The sequence below is a fragment of the Pseudomonas sp. NFX71 genome (assembly GCF_048079215.1).
GTDB classification, from domain to species: Bacteria; Pseudomonadota; Gammaproteobacteria; order Pseudomonadales; family Pseudomonadaceae; genus Aquipseudomonas; species Aquipseudomonas fluorescens_B.
In genome coordinates, this window is sequence record NZ_CP182230.1 from 530653 (window position 1) to 552133 (window position 21481).

Sequence of the window (21481 nt, forward strand, 5' to 3'; positions counted from 1 at the left end):
CGTAATGTCTGTGAGTTACGTCGCAGGGCGCTATGCCTGTTGTACGGTCAATGCAAACTCAATAGATCGATGATCTCATCGAAGCATCAGGGGGCTTTTTCATTGGATGCAGTGGCGACGACTTCGACGCTGTATGCATCTGGCAACCAGGCTGAATCGCCGATACCGGCAACAGACAATTTCGCATTGAGACTGTAACTTCCCGGCTGCTCCATATCTTTTGATTGCAACTCCCAACCTCCGCTTGGCATAACGGTGGCGGTGCCATAAATAATTGTCTGCTCCCACCCCTTGACCAGTGTCACGGTGGCTCCAGGACGGCCGAATCCGGAAAATACGGGATTGGCAGCAACTTTGGCGCCGCTGCGGGGTGACTGGATATGGGGCGGTTTAAAGGAATTCTCTTTAACGGTAACCATGACATCCGGTGCCCAATACTCGGCACCCGCGGCAGACAACTGCTTGACGGACAGCGTGCACGGACCCGCCGCTTGGGGTTGCGGTAGCTGGACACACCATCGACCCTGATCATCGACTTGAGTCCGTGCCCGATAAGGCAAATCCTTGCCGATAAAAACCTCAACAATGCTGCCTTTCGCGCCCGTACCTCCCACCACCATTCGTTGCTCCACCTCCGAACCGGGCAGCGGATGCTGGACCACGGCCGCGCCGGACCACAAATGCCCCTTCAATACCAGCGTCTGATCAATCCGGTTGCACAACCAGGTCAATTCGAAGCTGCCATCGCGCAAGTCGGCGCAATCGATGGACCAACTCATGGTCTCGCCCGAAACGATGGTGTATTCCCCCGTGAGTGGTGCAAACGTCATCCCCATGGCTTTCGCGGAGAAAGGCGCACTCCAGCCCAGCGCAGCACGTGCCCCATTGAGGTCATGCGTGGTTTCAGGAGTAAGATCGAGTCGATACTTGCGATTGCGGGTAAGGTTCAGGAGGTCACCCGGTTCGATGACTTGCTCGACGGGGGCTGTTGCGTCAGTCAGGTCGATGAGCTTGATGCGCCACTGCAGCGGCTCAACCACTTCAAGGTCGAATACCCGCTTGTCAGTGCGCCCCTGCATGCGGGCCGTGACTTTATAGCGCCCCGCTTTGGCAGCAAGGAACGGGAACATCGAACGACCGTCGCTATCGGTAGGCACCAAAGCTTCTTCAGGTAGCTCGGGTTGCTCCCCCTCTTCCGGTGGATCCAGAAACTCAACAACCCACTCAATCGGATAACGGGCGATCGGCGAAGCGTCGTTGTCCGCCAGCTCCCGGACTTCAATCCACAATTGGCTGGCGCGGTCAGAACCTGCAACCGGCAAGAGATAATCGGCCGATTGACCATGCATCACAGCGCCGCTGGCCACCTCGAGCTCAAGGGATTTACTGCCGTGGGTTACAGAGGCCTTCACTGTCAGCGGCCCAGCTGTAACGGATGACACGGTGAACGTCGCTTCACCGTTCTCGTCGCTGTCGTCGCTGCCAAGCAGGGTTTCGCCCCGGTAGAAAGTGACTCTCGCACCCTGATAAGGCCTGCCATCCAGTCCAATCACTAGACAGCTCAACTCCAGCGACAGTCCCGCCACAGCAGGTGACAACACCTTAAGCACCGTAATGCGAGGCCGATCAACAAAACTGATTTTTTCGAATCTCACAGGGTCCTTGTCTTCGTACCGCGCGGTGACTGTGAGATCGGCCACCGCTTCCCGGCTGCGCAAACGGGTTCGGGCAAAGCCGTCCTTGTCGGTATAAGACACCACCGGGTCCAGAGTTCCACCTGTACATGCCCATTGAATAGGGCGATCTGCAGCAAAATTATAAAACCTGTCATCCAGCCTTACCTGAAGCTCAAGGTATTCGAGGTTCCCGGCCAGTTTCGGCTCGAAAGGCCCAGTGCTGGTGTCCTCTTTTACGAAGTCGATAGTACTTTCGTCACAGTCAATCAAAATAGGTTCGGCATACACCCGCTGCCCCAGGCCATAGCGGGCAACGACTTTGGCCAGGCCCATCCAGTTTCCCGCCTTGAAGCGCACGCTCGCTCTCCCTGCGTGATCGGTGACCGACGTCACCTCTTGCAAGCCGCTGCGTTCACACTCCCAGGTCACTGTAATGTTGGCCAGAGGCTCGCCCTGGAAGTCTCGCAGCATGACTTCGATCCGCGCGTACTCGCCGGGTGCGTTAGCGATCAGTCGGTTAGTCGAGACCGTCGTAGTGCCCGTTACACTTTGTCCAACCTCACCAAACTCCTGTGCTTTGCTCTGGATAGCCGACTCAGACAAACACTGCACGGCGTGCTCTGCCGCCTGGCGACAGCTCTGCACATCGCTTTCCGGACTCAGCATGCCCAATTCCAAAATGGCCTTGGCGTCCAGGCCTGTGGTCGCGGCACAGCCTCGCGCACGGATCACAAAGTCAATCTGCGACAACTCACGAATCAGTGGCAGATCGGGCGCCAGATAATTCGCACACTCCAATACTTCCTTGATGCCCCATTTGACTGCCTGTGCCAGTGAGCTCGCTGCACCATCGCGAATAAGCCGAATGTCCTCCGGGGTCAGTTGGGGCGGAAGCTCATTGACCAGTTTCAAATACGCCAGCAGTTTCTCGGCCGGCTCCTCGGTGTGAATGACTGCGCGACCGTAGATGGTCAACAAGTAGAAGGTATCGAGGGTCAGTTCCTCGATTTGCCGAAGCCCGAACCAGCGCCAATGCTCTTGGGTCGTCAGCGTGGCCAGCATCGCGGAACTCAATGCCAGTTTTTTCACCACGGCGGTACGGCGAACCAGATGCGCCAGCATCTTGAGAATATCGTCACCGACGGCGATGGTTTGTTCCGCTTGTGTCGCATCGCCCAACACCCGCATCGTTTCATTGAGCAGCAGGAAGACCCCGTCCGACTCTACCCACCGCAGCACGGCCAGGGCCTGGTCCTGTTCGACATTGAGATAAACCGCCAGACTCTCTTGCACGACGGCACTCTGCGCCGCCCGGGTCTGCAACACGACCGCCAGAACGGTCGCCCGTACTCGCTCAGCCTGTGTTTCATCAACCTCCGCCATTTCGACCGCACCGTTGATTTCGTCTTTGGCCCAGCTTTCGTACGACGCGTCATCTACAGCATGACCTTTGACGATCAAGCCCTTTTCTTCAACGATCTCGTTCAGCAAGGCCAGCCAATTCGTGCCGAGCTCTGCACGAACCGGTGGAATGCCTGCGCCCAACAGCGCTTCTTCGGTCAGGCGAGTCGGTTCCAGACGCTTGCGCAATTCTTGCAACAGCGCCAATTCGGCTTCTGAAGCCGCTGTCGGCACCTCGACCGGCGACACGTGTTGCACCAGCCAGATCACCTCAAGGTTATTTTCCCGGCACCATTTCACGCAGGACTGAACGGCATGCAGTACATCCAGCACGTCGGCCCTGCCGATCGTTCTATAGCTACCAATGTGGGGGTGCCCCAACAACTCACGCAGCCAATCGCTGCCCATGGGGCTCATGGTTTCCAGCAGCGCTGCCAGCTCTATCGAGGTCACCCCACAGAAAGACGACAGCCTGACCAGTCGATAAAAGCTTGAGACGACCCTGACACTACGCTCCAGCTCATTGCGCATGCCGTAACATTCGGCGACCACTCGAGCGAGATAACGCCAGGTTTCCAGATTAATGCCCAAGCCACTACAGATCTGATCTACCGTGCGACGATCACTGTCGGTTTGCGGGTGAATGGCAAACTTGCCGCCATCGAGGCGAAGCGGTGTGTCGAACAACGATTGGCCGTTAAACACGCGGTCAAACTGAGATTGCTCTTCGCCGCGAGCACAGACGCTCATCTCGTCGATCAATGCCGCAAAATCCTCGGCTGTGCATCTGAACTCCCGACGGAAATCCTGAAAAAGCCCAATGGCTCGCAGCGTACTGTCGGTGATTTTGTAGGATTGAGTCGCTAGCTCTTTTGCCACAGGCTCATTCGCCGATTTGCGTGCCTGGGCACGGCCGGCGGCCACCAACAGCAGATCGCATTCGTCGTACGGCAGATCGATGTGCCGAGCCAGGCGAAGCATGCGGTTAATCAGGTCGAAGTGCCGTTTGGTCGCGTTTATCAGTTTCCTGTCTGTCACCGCGCCCGAAGGTTGGGACACGCTGATTGCATCTGCATTGCCTTCCGCGTTGATAAACACCGAGCCGAACGTTTTCGCGTCCGCCATGGGAGGGGAGGAGACATTCGGAGAAATGTGGGGGGCATAACGTTCAATCGACAACAAGCTGGCCAACTGATCCGAATTGATCGAGGTCTGGGTGCAAAACGTCACTACATCAAGCAAATCGTCGTAATTGGCACCGAAATTGTCTTTGAAAAAATCGTCGTTGGTGGCTTGCGGATCAGGATCGATACGGCCTGTACGGCGATCCACTCGCTGGAGCTTCACTTCCTCGGGCTCCTCCGTCATGACGTACTTATTCTCCGACAGCAACGCCTGCATCGCCGGTCCCAGGCCGCTGGCCTGGCGCATGGCAATACTGGAGCGCCCTCCGTGAGCCCCTGCTTCTTTCCAGTACGGATATTTCGGATCGGCGATCCGCACCACATCCCCCAGGCTCAAACCCTTTTGCTGCAGCACATGGTTCCATTGCACCCGGTACCATTCGAACGGCAACGTGGTCATGGGATAGCGTGCCTGGAGCAGCCGGTCCTCAACAACTTCATCGGCCAGAAGAGGGTCTTCAGGCTGATTTTCGATGATGTGACTCAGTACTTTGTTCACCAACACCACCGTCGGTGTCATCTGGTAAGCCATTGTCGGATCGATGACACGGGTTCCCAGATCAGGCCGCCGGACCGCCATTGTTATTTTTTTTGCACAACCTGCATCTGCGCGCACTTCGAGTTCAAGGGCCTTGGTGAACAGCTCCACGAAGTACGCCACCGGTGCATCGTTGGCATCAAGGTTACCCGGCAGCGTGGTCTCACCCCAGGCGGGATTGAACAGTTTTTCATGGTTCGGGCCATCGACCAGCGCGCTGATGCCGGTGTAGTGCAAAGCGTTGCGCGGTGTATGGCGAGTCAATCGGTGATTGCGAAACTGGCGTGCAACATGCACCAGCACACTGTTGGATTTGTTCTGTACAAGTCTGGCTTCATGGCTGGACAGGCCGAACGTATCCATCAATCCCTGATGCCCCATCCGCACCAGTTGCAAGACCGAGCTGTTATCAGCGGTGAGTTGCTGGTCTTGCGTCAGGCTTTGCATCCGCTCCTGGCCGACCGTCGAATCGAAAAGTTGTGAAATGAGTGAATTACCGCTGGTTTCCTTTGTCATGGGAGATTTCCTGAAAGCGACGAGGGAGACTTCGTGCTACAGGTTTAAGCGATTCAGGAGCAAGCCGTAACCTGTGATAAATGACAGTCACGATGAACGGTCTTCGATCTTGTGCGGTGCATAGTCCAGAGAGGATGTCGCAGGGGGGGTCAATACATAGAACCATTCAACAAAGGTCCAAGGGGAATTATCCTGATCTTGCCGTTTACTGACCGCATGCAGTTGGTGGGGCCCCGGCGACAGATCCTGCCAAAAGTGCCTATCGTGTAGATTTTTGTATGTTCCCATAGGCCCAGAAGGATGAAAGTCGATCTGAAAACCATCAGGTGTTAAACGCCCTCCTTCTCCTTCCTCAAGTTCAACTCTCAGGCTACGACCAGCATGGGCGTAGTAGGCCTTATGAGATTGAGGTGTGTTTACAACAGGGGCCGCTAGATTGGATTTCGGGTCATTCTGAACTGCTGTCATGTTTTCGCTCTCCTGCGGTTGAATAGCGTTCTCCTGGCTATTGCTACCTAACCAAACAGCGAATGGCTACCTGTAATAACTGACAGTCCCGACGAGTGGCTCCCCTCAGGCAGCTTGATTTGGCCGAGAGCCTTGAAGACAATCCCCCGGCATCTGGCAGTGGCGATTTAACAATTGAGTGAGTTGGGTTGTTGCGGGTGGAGAAGTCGCTGGAAAACGGACAGGCGTTCAGCGCGGCTTAGTCTCTATACGTTCAGGATGTGTTGTTTGGTCCGGCGCTTTCGCGAGCAAGCTCCGGGCGGCGTTTCGACGAAAGCGATTGCACCGGCGCCGCAAAACGTCAGGCAGAGGCCGGCAACGGCTGAAAACTGAAGTACTGCTTCAACGCCGCCACCAGTTGCCCATACTCCGGCGGTGCCCGTTGCAGGCTGAACCCGGCGTCATAGTGGTGAGGTGTCGCGTCTTCGTGGCACCACAGGCAGCAGGCCTTGAGGTCGATGACCTGATGGCAGCCATCGGCCATGGGGATTTTCAAGCGCAGATCAAAATCGGCGCCGATCATCATCGGTAACTGACTGATGAGCATCAGCCCGTCTTCAGAGACGTTGCCCAGGAAACCAATCGGTTTGTCAGTGACGCTGTTGAACACTTTCAGAAAATACGGCAGTTGATGCCGCTCGATCCGGCGGTCAGTGAACATGCGCAATTCGCCCAGCAAGGCCCTTAAGCAGGGCCGCACTAATGCTTCGGAACGGGCCTGCCTTTATAGATAGGCAATGGGCGCGCTCTCCCCGATCCCGGTGCGACAGTCCATGGAACCGCTGTCGCTTACTCCTGCCGATCACAGGTGTTACGTCGGCTTGACAGCAAGGCTCTAAACCGGCTTATTCGACTATAGCTCACCACCGCCAGTGAGCCAGCCGCTGGATGCAATCAGAACCGGGTCGGGCGAACCACGGCGGCAGAGTTGCGCAGCGGGTAATGACCCAGCGACTGCAAGGTTTCCAGTCGGGCGCGGGCACGATAGGCGTACTCGCTTTGCGGGTAGGAGGCGATGATGAACTGGTAGGTCTGCGCCGCATCGACAAACAGCTTTTGTCGTTCCAGGCACAAACCGCGCAGCATCGACACTTCCGGCCATACGTAAGACCGCGCGCGGCTGGCGCGTTCGACTTTGGACAGTTCAAGCGTCACTTGCTCGCAATTGCCACGGTCATAAGCCTTGTAGGCATTATTCAAATGATGGTTCATCGAAAAACGGGTGCAGCCCACAACACTGAGGGCAAGAATGGCTATGAGCACGAATCGCATGGGGGTTCTCCTGTCTTGAGTTCTGTATCGACCCGTGGCGCAAAATCTTCAAGATTGTTCGTTTAAAGATATAAACGAATAAGTAGTGCAAACGAACAATGACTACAACCGGAGACCATAGTAGCCTCACTCAGCGCTTGAACTCAGGAGTCTATGCATGTCCGTCCGTCGCACCAAAATCGTCGCTACCCTTGGCCCGGCCAGTAACTCGCCGGAAGTTCTCGAACAGCTGATTCTGGCTGGCCTGGACGTCGCCCGCCTGAACTTCTCCCACGGCACCCCCGACGAGCACAAGGCTCGCGCGAAGCTGGTGCGTGACCTCGCTGCCAAGCACGGCCGCTTCGTGGCCCTGCTGGGTGACCTGCAAGGCCCGAAAATCCGTATCGCCAAATTCGCCAACAAGAAGATCGAGCTGAAGATCGGTGATCAATTCACCTTCTCCACCAGCCATCCTCTGACCGAAGGCAACCAGCAAGTGGTCGGCATCGATTACCCGGACCTGGTCAAGGACTGCGGCGTGGGCGACGAGCTGCTGCTCGACGACGGTCGTGTAGTGATGCGCGTCGATACCGCCACCGCCACCGAACTGAACTGCACCGTGACCATCGGCGGCCCGCTGTCGGACCATAAAGGCATCAACCGTCGCGGCGGTGGCCTGACTGCTCCGGCCCTGACCGAGAAAGACAAGGCCGACATCAAGCTCGCCGCAGAAATGCAGGTCGACTACCTGGCCGTGTCCTTCCCCCGTGATGCGGCCGACATGAACTACGCCCGTCAACTGCGCGACGAGGCCGGCGGTACTGCCTGGCTGGTGGCGAAAATCGAACGCGCCGAAGCCGTGGCCGACGATGAAACCCTCGACGGTCTGATCCAGGCTTCCGACGCGGTGATGGTTGCCCGTGGCGACCTGGGCGTGGAAATCGGCGACGCCGAGCTGGTGGGCATTCAGAAGAAAATCATTCTGCACGCACGCCGCCACAACAAGGCTGTGATCGTGGCGACCCAGATGATGGAGTCGATGATCCAGAACCCGATGCCGACCCGTGCCGAAGTGTCCGACGTGGCCAACGCCGTGCTCGACTACACAGACGCCGTGATGCTGTCCGCCGAATCCGCCGCCGGCCTGTATCCGCTGGAAGCCGTGCAAGCAATGGCGCGCATTTGCGTCGGCGCTGAAAAGCACCCGACCGGCAAGACCTCCAGCCACCGCATCGGCAAGGAATTCACCCGCTGCGACGAGAGCATCGCGCTGGCGACCATGTACACCGCCAACCACTTCCCGGGCGTCAAAGCGATCATCGCATTGACCGAAAGCGGCTACACCCCGCTGATCATGTCGCGCATCCGTTCTTCGGTGCCGATCTATGCGTATTCGCCGCACCGCGAAACCCAGGCGCGCGCAGCGATGTTCCGTGGCGTGTACACCATTCCGTTCGACCCGGCCTCGCTGGAGCCACACGAAGTCAGCCAGAAGGCGATCGACGAGCTGGTCAAGCGCGGCGTCGTGGAGAAAGGCGACTGGGTCATCCTGACCAAGGGCGACAGCTACCACACCACCGGCGGCACCAACGGGATGAAAATCCTGCACGTTGGCGATCCGCAGGTCTGAGTGACCGGTTGCTGAAAAAACAAAGCCCTGCCATATGAATGGCGGGGCTTTTGGTTTCTGATCCTGAAGCTGCAGTGTCTGGGCGGACCTCATCGCGAGCAGGCTCGCTCCCACAGGGGATTTGTGGTGTACCGAGCCTGCTCGCGATGAGGCCCGCCCGGCCACCGTCGATTCAATGTCGGTTGATAAACCCCGACAACGCCGCAAGCGCTTCCGGCGAGCGCAGCCGTTGGGTGAACAACGCGCCCTCTTCTTCTATCACCTTGCGCAATTGCTCGCGATCCGGGGCTTTCATCAATTGCTTGCTGATGCGCACCGCTTCCGGTGGCAGCGATTCGAAACGCAGCGCCATCTCCCGCGCCTTGGCCAATGCGGCTTCGCCACTGCCCAAAGCCTCGGTCGCAATACCCCACTCGGCCGCTTGCTCTCCACTGAAACCTTCACCGAGCAGCAACAGTTCCGCCGCTTTGGCATGCCCGAGCAATCGAGGCAAAAGCAGGCTGGAGCCAAACTCCGGGCATAAACCGAGGTTGACGAAGGGCATGCGCAAGCGCGCATCACGGCTGACATACACCAGATCGCAATGCAGCAGCAACGTCGTGCCGATCCCCACCGCTGCACCTGCCACGGCAGCGATCACCGGCTTGCGGCATTCAAGCAAGGTGAGCATGAACTGAAACACCGGGCTGTCGAGGTTGCTCGGAGGCGCTTGCAGGAAATCGGCAATATCGTTGCCGGCGGTGAAGCATTCGCTGCTGCCAGTGATCAGCACCGCGTTGATTTCGGGGTCGTTGTCAGCCTGTTCCAGCGCTTCGGCCAAATGGCTGTACATGGCGCGGGTCAGGGCGTTTTTCTTGTCGGGGCGGTTCAGGCATAGCGTCAGCAGGCCGCGTTCGCGTTCAATCTGGATGGCATCGGGCATGGCGTGTCCTGATCTGAGAGGATCAACTGTGGCGAGAGTGCTTGCTCGCTACAAAGTCAGCGCTCAACCGCGAGGCAGGAAGACGTCGGCCAGCAGTTGATTGCGCGGCAGTCCCGCCAGATACAGGCGCCGGGCAAAGGCATCGACGCTGTCGGGGGACCCGCAGAGTAAGGCTAGGGTTTGCCGGGAAACAAGCCGCAGTTGCGCCAAAGCCGCGGGCAACTCGGTCGGCGTCCACAGTTCGATACTGAGGTTCGGGCGGCTGGCGGCCATGGCCTGCAGAGGTTTGGCCAGATAATGCTCATCGGTATCATGGGCGAGGTGAATCACGCGGATGCCGCCCTGGTGATCCTGGCGCAGGGCTTCGCGCAAGACGCCGAACAACGGGCCCAGCCCGGTTCCGGCGGCCATCAGCCAGAGTGGCCGGGTGTGCCAGTCCGGATCGTAATGCAAGGCCCCGCCGCGCAATTCGCCGAGACGCAGCGGATCGCCGATTTTCAACTGACGCGCCGCCTCACTGAATTCGCCCGGTTGGCGACAGTCGACATGGAACTCCAGAAAGCGGTCTTCTTCCGGCAGGCTGGCCAAGGAATAAGGCCGCGCCACGTTGCCGCTCCACAACACCAGATGCTGCCCGGCGCTGTAGCGCAACGGGCGTTGCGGCGTCAGGCGCAGACGCAAAACGCTGCTGCTCAACCAATCGACGGCGGCGACCTCGGCCGGACGACCGTCCTGTTGCGGGTCGAAAGCATGCACCTGCAAATCCTCAACCACCTGGCACTGACACGCCAGGCGCCAGCCTTGCTGACGCTGCTCTGCGCTCAGGGCATCGGGCCGGCTGTCGCTCGGCAATCCTTGCGTGCATTGCACCAGACACGCATGACAACTGCCGGCGCGGCAGCTGTAAGGAACGGACACGCCGTTTTGATTCAACGCATCAAGCAGGTTGCTGCCAGACGCCACCGACCATTGACGATCGCCGACCCGTAACTCAGGCATCGACGTTCTCCCACGCCGCCGCGCAACGATTGCGGCCGTCGCGCTTGGCGCGATACAGCGCCTGGTCGGCGCGCTGCAAAGCGTCGTCGAGATCATCGCCCAGCTCCAGCAGGGTCATGCCTGCCGACAGGCTGAGATTGCCGACCTTCAGGCCGATCAACTCGACGTCGGTGAAAGCAATCCGCAACCGCTCGCAGCAGGAAGTCAGGCGTTCCGGGCTGCAGTCGGGCAGCAGCAACACGAACTCTTCGCCGCCATAACGAGCCAGCACGTCCCCCTCACGCAGACAGGCGCTGGCCACACCGGCAAAGGCTTGCAGCACCTGATCGCCGGCAGCGTGGCCGTGCACATCGTTGATGCGTTTGAAATGGTCGAGGTCGATCAGCGCCAGGCCATGCACCACGCCGAGCTCCATGGCGTTGAGTTCGCGTGAGGCCAGGCGCAGGAAATGCCGACGGTTGAACAGCCCGGTCAACTCGTCGGTGGCGACCAGGTCTTCGAGCTGGCGCATCATTCCGCGCAGGGTGTCCTGATGCGCCTGCAAGGCGAAGCGGCGTTGGCGCATCCGTTGGCGTGACGCCTGTACGTAGCGGGCGTAAAGCTCCAGCCAGACCAGCACGATAAACAGTACGCACACCTGCAACGCGGCCAGTGCCGGGTCGGCCAACTGGAAGTGGTAGCCCTTCCACAGCGTGATCGCGCTGAAACTGAAAAACACCAACAGCGCGCACCGCACAAAGGCCCGGCGCGACAGATGAAACAGCCCGAACAGCAAAATCAGCACGTAGAACACCAGAAAAGCGCCGCGTGCCTCATCCAGATTAGCAACCAGCCAGGTTTGCCAACCCAGCCCCAGCAACACTTGCGCTTCGGTCAGGCTGGGGTCGGAGAACCGCAGGTTCCAGCCACTGTAGAAGACCGCGAACAACGTCGCCTGGCTGATGACCACCAGCGCGCTGCCGACAGCGACATTGGCCAGGGGCTCATCGTAATGGCCGGTAAAAAACGCCAGCCACAGCAGCAGCAGGGCCAGGGCGTAGGTGCCGGCTGCGAGGGCAAAACGTTTGAGCAAAAGGCGCTGGATGGCGTTATGGGTCAATCGTTGACTCACCGTGCGAAAGGAGGCTGACCGAGTGTCCTACTCTACAGACCGAATGCCACTTTAGTGGCGTGTCTGACAAATGACCATTCAATTTTCAACGCATAAAACTGGCGTCAAAGCGATGACCCCAATGAACCGATTTCCTGTGGTGAGGGGGATTATCTGTGGCGAGGGGATTTATCCCCGTTGGGTGGCGTAGCCGCCCCAAAACATGCACCTCGGTGCGTCAGGTATTTCGCGTGTGTCGGATTGACGACTGCTTCGCAGCCGAACGGGGATAAATCCCCTCGCCACAAGATTGACTGCCGGCGCGTGTGCCGGCCTGCGAGGCGCGTTATACTGCCGCGCCTTTTTAGCGTCGCGCCAGCATGCCCGGCGTGCCTTGAAAGGTGCTTGCAACCGACCGATGCACCCAAGCTGCAAGCACCTTATTGAATGTTCCCGTCTTTTAGAGGAGCGCGACTCATGACCGTGATCAAGCAAGACGACCTGATTCAGAGCGTTGCCGACGCCCTGCAGTTCATATCCTATTACCACCCCGTTGATTTCATTCAGGCGATGCACGAAGCCTACCTGCGCGAAGAATCGCCAGCGGCCCGTGACTCGATGGCGCAAATCCTGATCAACTCGCGCATGTGCGCCACCGGCCACCGCCCGATCTGCCAGGACACCGGCATCGTCACCGTGTTTGTCCGCGTGGGTATGGACGTGCGTTGGGATGGCGCCACCATGGGCCTGGACGACATGATCAACGAAGGCGTGCGCCGGGCTTACAACCTGCCGGAAAACGTCTTGCGTGCCTCGATCCTCGCCGACCCGGCGGGCGCTCGTAAAAACACCAAGGACAACACCCCGGCTGTTATCCACTACTCCATCGTTCCGGGTAACACCGTGGAAGTGGACGTGGCGGCCAAGGGCGGCGGCTCCGAGAACAAGTCGAAAATGGCCATGCTCAACCCGTCCGACTCGATCGTCGACTGGGTATTGAAGACCGTTCCGACCATGGGCGCCGGCTGGTGCCCACCGGGCATGCTCGGCATCGGCATCGGCGGTACCGCCGAGAAAGCCGCGGTGATGGCCAAGGAAGTGTTGATGGAATCCATCGACATTCACGAGCTGAAAAAGCGCGGCCCGTCCAACCGTATCGAAGAGATGCGCCTGGAGCTGTTCGAGAAGGTCAACCAGCTGGGCATCGGCGCCCAGGGCCTGGGTGGCCTGACCACCGTGCTCGACGTGAAGATCATGGATTACCCGACCCACGCCGCTTCGTTGCCGGTGTGCATGATCCCGAACTGCGCCGCCACCCGTCACGCGCACTTCGTATTGGATGGCTCCGGCCCGGCGACCCTGGAAGCGCCACCGCTGGACGCCTACCCGGAAATCGTCTGGGAAGCCGGCCCGTCGGCCCGTCGCGTCAACCTCGACACCCTGACCCCGGAAGACGTGCAGAGCTGGAAGCCGGGCGAAACCGTCCTGCTCAACGGCAAGATGCTCACCGGTCGCGACGCCGCGCACAAGCGCATGGTCGAGATGCTGAACAAGGGTGAAACCCTGCCAGTGGACCTCAAAGGTCGCTTCATCTACTACGTCGGCCCGGTTGATCCGGTGCGCGAAGAAGTCGTTGGCCCTGCCGGTCCGACCACTGCAACGCGGATGGACAAGTTCACCCGTCAGATCCTCGAGCAAACCGGCCTGCTGGGCATGATCGGCAAATCCGAGCGCGGCCCTACCGCGATCGACGCGATCAAGGACCACAAGGCCGTTTACCTGATGGCAGTGGGCGGCGCGGCTTACCTGGTGGCGCAAGCGATCAAGAAGTCTCGCGTGGTGGCTTTCGCCGAACTGGGCATGGAAGCGATCTACGAGTTCGACGTGAAAGACATGCCGGTGACGGTTGCGGTGGATAGCAAGGGTGAGTCGGTGCATATCACTGGGCCTGCTATCTGGCAGAAGAAGATCAGTGAGAGTCTGGCGGTGGAAGTGCAGTAAGTTACGCTGCCCCCCCCTGAAAAGAACCGGCCTGTTGGTGACGACAGCCGGTTTTTTTTCGCCTGGAGTACGCCAGGGATTTTTCCGGCCAACAAGGCAGACCTGTCAGATATGACAGGTCACAACCACCGCGCCCCCTGATAAGTTGAATGCACTTGTGCGTCCTTGTCAGGTGGAAACGGAAATGGCCACGGAAGAACAAAAAGGCACTATCAATATTTCAGCTCCCGCCCAACCGAAAATCGGTGGCGCCATTGCCAGCTTTGGCGGCTGGGGGGCAGTGGGCACGACAGGTTCGGCCTCGTTGGCCATACCGCTGCCCGTTTCCCAGGCGCCCAACCGGGAAATGGTGCCGGCCCTTTCGCTTGGCTACAGCAGTCACGTGGGCAACAGTATTTTCGGTATCGGCTGGCATTTGACCGTGAATGCAATAACGGTGCGCACGAGCAAGGGCGTTCCGCTGTACGACAAGCGCAAGGATCTGCTGGTCGGCGCCGACGGCGAAACCTGGATGCCGGAGCTGGATGCCGACGGCGAGATCGTTGACAGACTCGTCACCCTCGGGACAACCAGCTATCGAGCCATTCGCTATCAGCCACGCATCGAGGGTGGTTTTGCCAAAATCGAACGGCTGATCAGTGACGACGATGCGGCAGGTTTCTGGCTGATTCATAGCGCCGATGGCAATCGCCATGTCTATGGCAAGACACTGGCGTCGCGCCGGGCGGAACCAAGGGACGAGAGCAAAGCGCTGGAACCTGAACGCGTCGGGGTCTGGCTGCTGGACGAAACCGTTACTCCCCGCGGTGAGCACATCGTCTATGAATACAAGGCCGAAACGGAAAAACCGGTCGCGCCGGATTTTCGCGACTATCGTGCCCAGCGGTATCTGCACCGGGTGCTCTATGGCAATGCAGTGGCGGAGCCTGAACTGTACTCGCTGAAAGTCGGTGAATGGAAAGACGTCGACTTCCATTTTCATCTGCTGTTCGATTACGGCGAACGCAGTCACGACCTGACGCAAATACCGGTATACGGTCCACCTTACACATCCGGCGGCGATCAGTACGGCGAATGGCTGGAACGCAGCGACCCGTTCTGGAATCACGATTACGGATTTGAACTGGGCACTCGACGTCTGTGCAGACAAGTCATGATGTTTCACCATTTCCGCGACGAACTGGGTAACTCACCGAAACTGGTTCAACGGCTTCTTCTGGAGCACCACCAAGGCGCGCTGGACTACAACCATCTGACTGCCGCTCATCTTCAGGCTTACGGCAAGCAAGACGATATCGAGAGCCGGCCACCGTTCGAATTCAACTACGCGCCCTTCGATCTGGAAAAAGCTGATCAACCCGGCTGGAAAGCGTTCCCGCAGATGCCAGGCCTCAATGAAGGTCAGCGTTACCAGTTGGTGGATTTGTACAGCAAAGGTATGCCCGGCATTTTATGCCGCTATGACAAGGCCTGGTATTACCGCGAACCGTTGCGCGATAACTACCCCAGCGATGACGTTCGCTACGGCGACTTGAAAGAACTGCCATACATTCCGCTGGCCGACAGCAGTAAATCGCTGCGTCAGACGCTCACTGACCTGAACGGTGACGGCAAGCTCGAATGGGGCGTACACGCCCCGACCATGAACGGCTGTTTCACCCTGAATCCTGACCGCCAGTGGTCAGGATTTGTCCCCTATAAAGCCTTTCCGCTGGAATATTTCCATCCTCAGGCGCAAATGACCGATCTGGTCGGCGACGGTCGCACTCACGTGGCCCTGATCGGCAGCAACAGTGTGCGTTTGTACACAAATCTGGGCGATGACCAGGGGTTCAGTGCCGGCCGGAATGTTGAACACGACAAAGACGATGCCCTGCCACTGCCGAGCAATTCAGAAACCGAAGTGGTGGGCTTCAGTGATGTACTGGGCAGCGGCAAACAGCACCTGTTCCGTATCCGTCACAACAGCCTGGAGTGCTGGCCCAACCTCGGCCATGGGCGCTTCGGGACAAGAATCGTGCTCAGCTCACCAACGTTCCCTTACGAGACATTCAATGCCTCGCAAGTGCTCCTGGCGGACCTCGACGGTTCAGGCGCAACGGACCTGATCTACCTGCAATCCGACGGATTTCTGATCTTCATGAACCACTGCGGCAAGGGCTTCGTCACCGAACCTGTCGAAGTGCCCTGGCCCGAAGGCGTGCGCTACGATCGGTTGTGTCAGGTCACCACGGCGGACCTGCTGGGAATGGGTTGCACCAGCCTGATCCTGACCGTACCGCACATGTCTCCCCGGCACTGGCGCTACGATTTCGTCAACGCCAAGCCCTACCTGGTCAACCGCAGCAACAACAACATGGGCGCCCTCAGCTTTATCGACTATCGCAGTTCGGCGCAGGAGTTCCTCGATGAGGAATACGAACATCACCTGATCGACAAGGACGCCGTCGTCGAGTCCGAACTGCCATTCGCCATGCATCTGGTCAAGCGCCAGACTCAGGTCGATGAAATCACCGGCAATAAACTGACCCAGCTCATGAGTTACCGCCAGGGTTACTACGACCCCTTCGAACGGGAGTTTCGCGGTTTTGGCCTGTTATTGCAGACCGACACCGAAGCCACCGAAGCGGTACGTGCAACCTTGGGGTTCACCGCTCCGATCCTGAGTAAAACCTGGTTTCACGTTGGCAAATCCATTAATCAGCCAAGGGTCGGGTATTACAGCGACGATGCGCAGGCTGTTGCGCTGCAACCGACCAAACTGGAACGCTTCCACCTACGGGACAGGGTTGGAGAACCGCTTGAGCCTGACGAGGAAACGACCCGCCAGATCGCACGATCGCTCAGTGGCTCGACATTGCGCTCTGAAGTGTTCGCTTTGGATAATCCAGTGGTGCCCTATGCGGTGACGGAAGCTCGCTTTCTGGTGCGCCTGCTGCGGGCGAAAAGCGAGCACTACCCCTATGCCGTGCTGCAACCCATGGCGCTGGAATCGATCAGCTATCAGTACGAACCTGAAATGCCCGACGATCCACGCTGCGAGCACACCCTCAATCTGAAATGGGATGAGTTCGGCAGTCCGCTGCACGCCTTCATCGTCTACTACGCACGGCGCAAAACCGACGAAACACCGCCCTTCGACGACGAGCATGACAACCGATACTGGAAGGACGCCCACGACGAGGCGCAACAGCGCTGGTATCTGACCGAGTCCAAGGCCGAACTCATCCATCTGTACGATGAAGCGACCTGGAAACCGGGAACGCCTTTTCGACTGGGGTTGCCGTATCGCGAGCGCGGGAATGCGCTGGTACTGGAAAAGGCGCAGTTAAGTATCAAGGATATCCATCACGAGAATTTCCTGGCGTGGAGCGAGGACGAGGGGGAGTGGGCGAAGCAGTCGGTGCTCGCCGGCATGTCGATGCAGTTATACATTGACCCTGCCACCCACCAGACCATGGAAAAAGGCGACGCGACAATTCACGCGCTGCCTGGCTACGTGGAAATCGCCGAACTGGATGCCCACGCCTTGAGCGCTTACGACAAACTCAAGGATGATCAGGGGCAGATGCCCTTCAATCTCAAGGAGAAGCTTGAATCCCCCGAGGTGGGCTATCACATCATGAAGTGGTTCCTGCCCGAGCTGGAACAGGCCGAGCCTGATGATCCGACCGAAGCGAAAAACTACCTGTGGTCCGTGCACCGTGGTTTCCCGCGCTACCTTGGTCCGGAGGGTTTCTACAATGTCGAATCCTTCCAGCAGACGCAAAGTCACGGCGTCACGAAAGTCACGTATGACCCCTACTGGTGCCTGCACACGGCAATCGAGTTACCGGACGGTTGCGTCACCCAGATCCTCGATGTCGATTACTGCACGTTCTTGCCCGCAGCCATCAAAGACCCCAACCAAAACACTCAGGAAGCGTGTTACAACGCCTTTGGCGAAGTGTTGGTCACCAGTTTTCATGGCACCGAACTGGGCCTGCCAGTGGGCTTCGATCCGCTACAGGACTACGTACGCCCTACAGATCGCAGCCCGGCTCACGCCATCGAATCGCCCAAGGTTGCCATCGGCAACTTCGCCATGGCCATGTTCAGCGATGCATTGAGCTGGATGGGGCAAATCCCCAAGACCGAGTCACCGGGTGCGCAATGGTTGGCCTGGGCACGGGAACAAGGCTTTGTGTTGCCCAGCGGGCATCTCTGCGATCGCGCCCGCCAGCACGTGCTGGCGCTCGAAAACCCGAGTGCGCAAGAACAGCTTCTTCAGCAATACGTCGACGCCGCCCACCGAGAACCGGTTCACGTCGCCACCTTGCAAGCGGACCGTTACCCGGGTGATCCGGAGTTACAGATTCGCATCGCCATCCTCCATCAGGATGGCTTTGGCCGGGTGCTGCAAACCAAACAGGAAGTCGAGCCTGGCAAGGCCTGGGTGGTGCTGGAAGACGGCACGCTGAAACTCAAGGAAGATGGCCAGCCGGAAGAAGCCGAAGCCACACGGCGCTGGCGGGTCAGCGAACCGGTCGAATACAACAACAAGGGCGAGAAAGTGCGCATCTACCGGCCTTACTTCGCGGATCAGTTCCGACGTATCAACGATGACTCGCTACGCGTGTTCGCCTATCACGACCAGCAGTTCTACGACGCCGCCGGCCGACCGACCCACACCATCCTGGCAAAAAAAATGCCGCAAGGCGAAAATTCGGAACTCAAACCGTTGCGCCGGGAACAGCGCTACCGCTGCTGGTACGTCATCGCCTTCGATGAAAACGATCTGTTTGATGAACCACCCGCAGCAACACGGCGCCTCAACAGAACGCTGCATTGATGCCAGCCATTGATGAACAAACTCCACACGTTGGAGTCATCGACAACCGTAACCTGTCAGTACGTGAGGTGGCGTACTGGCGGCGGGACGCCAGCGAACTCAAGCCTGAATCGCGGGTGACGGCTCAGCAGTACGACGCGGCCGGCCGTTTGGTTGCGCAACGGGATCCGCGCTTCCTCGCGCCTGGGTCCCGCCCGAACACGGCCACCGTTTACAGCTTGTCCGGCACTGCGTTGTGCACTGAAAGTCTCGACGCCGGATGGCGCCTGGGTTTACCGGACGGGACCGGGCAAATGCGCGAGCATTGGGATGGTCGAGGCAGTCATTGGCAGCATGATTACGACGTACAGCGACGGCTGACAGCAGTCCATGAGCACATGCAGGGCTTGACCGTACGCACCGTTGAACGCCTGACCTATGCCGACAACGCGGGCGAATTTGCCGAGCGCAACCAGTGCGGGCAACTGATCCGCCACGATGATCGAGCCGGTGCAGTGTGGCTCGACCAGCAGGCACTCAGCGGCGGAGTCGTCCGGCAACGTCGACGGTTTTTACCGGACCAATGCGAAGTCCATCCCCACTGGCCCGTTGTCGAAGCGGAACGCGACACCCTGCTGCAACCCGGCGTGGGGTACACCACCACCGCCCGCTTCGGGTCGCTGGGACAAGTGCTTGAGCAAACCGATGCCGGAAGTCACCGTAAGCACTTCAGCCTTGATCGCGCCGGGCAATTGCAGCGCATTGACCTGACCCTCGAATCTCAAGGCCGGCAACCGCTGTTGAAAGCGGCGAGCTACAACGCCGAAGGCCAACTGTTGACTCAGCTGACCGGCAACGACGTCACCAGCAGTGCGACCTACGAGGCAGCAGGCGGTCAGCTGGAACGCTTGACCGCCATCACCTCGGCAGGCGTTCGTTTGCAGGATCTGCGCTCTGAGTACGACCCGGTCGGCAACATTCTGCGACTGCTGGACCACACCCAACCCATCACGTTTTTCGCCAACCAGCGTGTAGAGGCAGCAAACACTTTTTCCTACGACAGCCTTTACCAGCTGACCTGCGCCACGGGTCGTGAGACCGTCAATGCCGGTCAGCCCCCCGGTTTGCCGGAACTCATCATTCCCAGTCCCATCGATCCTGGCAGGCTACTCAACTACACCGAGTATTACGAGTACGACGCGGGCGGTAACCGCACCGGGTTGCGCCATGTCAGCGATAGAAATCCGCTCAGGCAACAGCTGCGCGTCGATCCGCACAGCAACCGCGCCTTGCCCTGGAACGAGGGTGACGACGAACCGGACTTCCTGCGTGACTTCGACGCGAATGGCAATCTGCAACGGCTGGTTCCCGGTGCTCAGGCGATGAACTGGGATGCGCTGAATCAGCTACAAAGCGTGACCACCGTTCGCCGCCCGACCGCCGCCGATGACGGTGAAGGGTATCGCTACAGCGCTGGCGGTGAACGGGTCGTCAAATTCAGTGCCCAACAGGGCCGCGCCGTTACCCACCGACGTGTCGTCCATTACTTGCCCGGACTGGAAGTGCGCACAACCGATGACGACGAAGAACTTCAGGTCATCTGCGTTCCACTGGCTCGTGGCAGCGTGCGGTGCCTGCATTGGGTCAAAGGCAAACCCGATGATATCGACGCTGATCAACTGCGCTACAGCGTCGACGATCATGTGGGGTCTTGCAGTCTGGAACTGGATAAAGACGCGGGTGTGATCAGTCATGAAGGCTATTACCCATTCGGCGGTACAGCTTGGTGGGCGGCTCGTTCGCGAGTTGATGCCGATCACAAGACCATTCGGTATTCGGGCAAGGAACAGGATGCTTGTGGGCTTTATTACTATGGGTTCAGATATTACGCGCCGTGGCTGGGGCGTTGGGTGAATCCGGATCCGGCGGGAGATGTTGATGGGCTAAATCGCTATGGAATGGTCGGTAACAATCCTATTGTGTATAGAGACTCATGGGGGACAGAAAAAAAACCGATTAATAAAGACATTCATATGATATGGATTGGCGAAGCACCAGAAAAACTAGCCGCACACATAGCCAACATCAACAACACCGTCAAGCAGGCCAGCGGTTACAAAGTGCACTTATACTTGGAGACAGCTATCAAAGACAGATACTCCAAAATACTGACACAACTCAATGTTCACGACATTATTTATTTGAGAGACAGTGAGCTTTTCAACGAATTCCAGAAAACCGAAATATCGACCTTATACAATGATTTCAGATTGGGAGACCCAAAAAACCTCGCTTATGTAGCGGACACTTTAAGACCGTTCATCGTGTATAAACTCGGTGGAATGTACTCCGATGTCGACGATATCTACCTCGAAGACGATAGGACATATGATGGAGAGCAATTAGGCAACACACCATTAATGGCAGAACCTGACGAACTTATTACACACGAACCTGTGTATGTATCTTGGCAAGGAGAGCTGCCTGCCTCCCTGATACCTAACAGCTCGTTCGCTGCCCATGCAGGAAACTCGATTTTGAAGGACGTCATGGATGAAATGACCTTACGTTATACACAAGTTGTCAATTCCGGAAGGTACTCCAAAAGCGGTGGATATATCGGGCAGTCAATACTCGAAAAAAACCCAGATGACAGACCCACAATAATGGGCAACATGGTAGGACCTCTAGTATATACAGACGTCATTCTGCGTCATGACGAACAAGTAGCAGAAATGCTCAGCCTTGACCAAAAGATACAATCATACGAAGAAAAAGCTCCAATGCTTTTTTATCAAGAAATGACATACAAAATGCCGCTTGGCCGATACATCCAACTCGGCAACAATAACTCTTGGAAGTAAGCGCCACTTAAAACTTAGCGGCAAAAAAATCAGGGATAACGTGGTGACTGATCATTGGATTGATAGTTCATACTCACCTCCCATGCTATGGT

At 58.0% G+C, this 21481-nt stretch carries 11 protein-coding genes; 4 read left to right on the forward strand and 7 right to left on the reverse strand.

What is annotated here, in order from left to right:
• Window positions 1–86: 86 nt before the first annotated feature.
• The 4 genes from ACM1ZW_RS02495 to ACM1ZW_RS02510 form a co-directional block, all read right to left on the reverse strand.
• Window positions 87–5315 (reverse strand): Tc toxin subunit A, encoded by a 5229-nt coding sequence (locus ACM1ZW_RS02495; protein WP_416740114.1) that lies wholly within the window; start codon window positions 5313–5315, stop codon window positions 87–89.
• A gap of 87 nt (window positions 5316–5402) precedes the next feature.
• Window positions 5403–5783, reverse strand: coding sequence for a hypothetical protein (locus tag ACM1ZW_RS02500; RefSeq protein WP_144425288.1), 381 nt, complete (start codon window positions 5781–5783; stop codon window positions 5403–5405).
• Window positions 5784–6123: 340 nt separating this feature from the next.
• Entirely contained in the window at window positions 6124–6483 is a 360-nt protein-coding gene (locus ACM1ZW_RS02505; RefSeq protein WP_416740115.1) for a PilZ domain-containing protein, read from the reverse strand.
• A 233-nt stretch (window positions 6484–6716) separates the two neighbouring features.
• Window positions 6717–7094 (reverse strand): tetratricopeptide repeat protein, encoded by a 378-nt coding sequence (locus ACM1ZW_RS02510; RefSeq protein ID WP_017340506.1) that lies wholly within the window; start codon window positions 7092–7094, stop codon window positions 6717–6719.
• 157 nt (window positions 7095–7251) lie between these two features.
• Between ACM1ZW_RS02510 and pyk the strand changes: the two genes are divergently transcribed.
• Window positions 7252–8703, forward strand: coding sequence for a pyruvate kinase (gene pyk, locus ACM1ZW_RS02515; RefSeq protein ID WP_017340507.1), 1452 nt, complete (start codon window positions 7252–7254; stop codon window positions 8701–8703).
• Between the two features lie 172 nt (window positions 8704–8875).
• Here the strand turns inward: pyk and ACM1ZW_RS02520 are convergent, their stop codons facing one another.
• From ACM1ZW_RS02520 to ACM1ZW_RS02530, 3 genes are all read right to left on the reverse strand, one after another.
• The gene (locus ACM1ZW_RS02520; protein ID WP_416740116.1) at window positions 8876–9625 is read right to left on the reverse strand and encodes an enoyl-CoA hydratase-related protein; all 750 of its coding nucleotides are present in this window, start codon (window positions 9623–9625) and stop codon (window positions 8876–8878) included.
• Window positions 9626–9688: 63 nt separating this feature from the next.
• The gene (locus ACM1ZW_RS02525; protein ID WP_416740117.1) at window positions 9689–10624 is read right to left on the reverse strand and encodes an iron-sulfur-binding ferredoxin reductase; all 936 of its coding nucleotides are present in this window, start codon (window positions 10622–10624) and stop codon (window positions 9689–9691) included.
• Window positions 10617–11723 (reverse strand): GGDEF domain-containing protein, encoded by a 1107-nt coding sequence (locus ACM1ZW_RS02530; RefSeq protein ID WP_416740118.1) that lies wholly within the window; start codon window positions 11721–11723, stop codon window positions 10617–10619. Before ACM1ZW_RS02530 ends, ACM1ZW_RS02525 begins: the two co-directional genes overlap by 8 nt.
• Window positions 11724–12191: 468 nt before the next feature.
• Between ACM1ZW_RS02530 and ACM1ZW_RS02535 the strand changes: the two genes are divergently transcribed.
• From ACM1ZW_RS02535 to ACM1ZW_RS02545, 3 genes are all read left to right on the forward strand, one after another.
• A complete protein-coding gene (locus ACM1ZW_RS02535) occupies window positions 12192–13715 on the forward strand; it encodes a fumarate hydratase (protein ID WP_017340511.1) in 1524 nt (507 codons plus the stop codon).
• Window positions 13716–13899: 184 nt separating this feature from the next.
• A complete protein-coding gene (locus tag ACM1ZW_RS02540) occupies window positions 13900–18546 on the forward strand; it encodes a SpvB/TcaC N-terminal domain-containing protein (protein ID WP_416740120.1) in 4647 nt (1548 codons plus the stop codon).
• Window positions 18546–21389, forward strand: a complete 2844-nt coding sequence (locus ACM1ZW_RS02545; protein ID WP_416740121.1) for an RHS repeat-associated core domain-containing protein — start codon at window positions 18546–18548, stop codon at window positions 21387–21389. The genes ACM1ZW_RS02540 and ACM1ZW_RS02545 overlap by 1 nt, the downstream gene beginning before the upstream one ends.
• Window positions 21390–21481 lie beyond the last annotated feature (92 nt).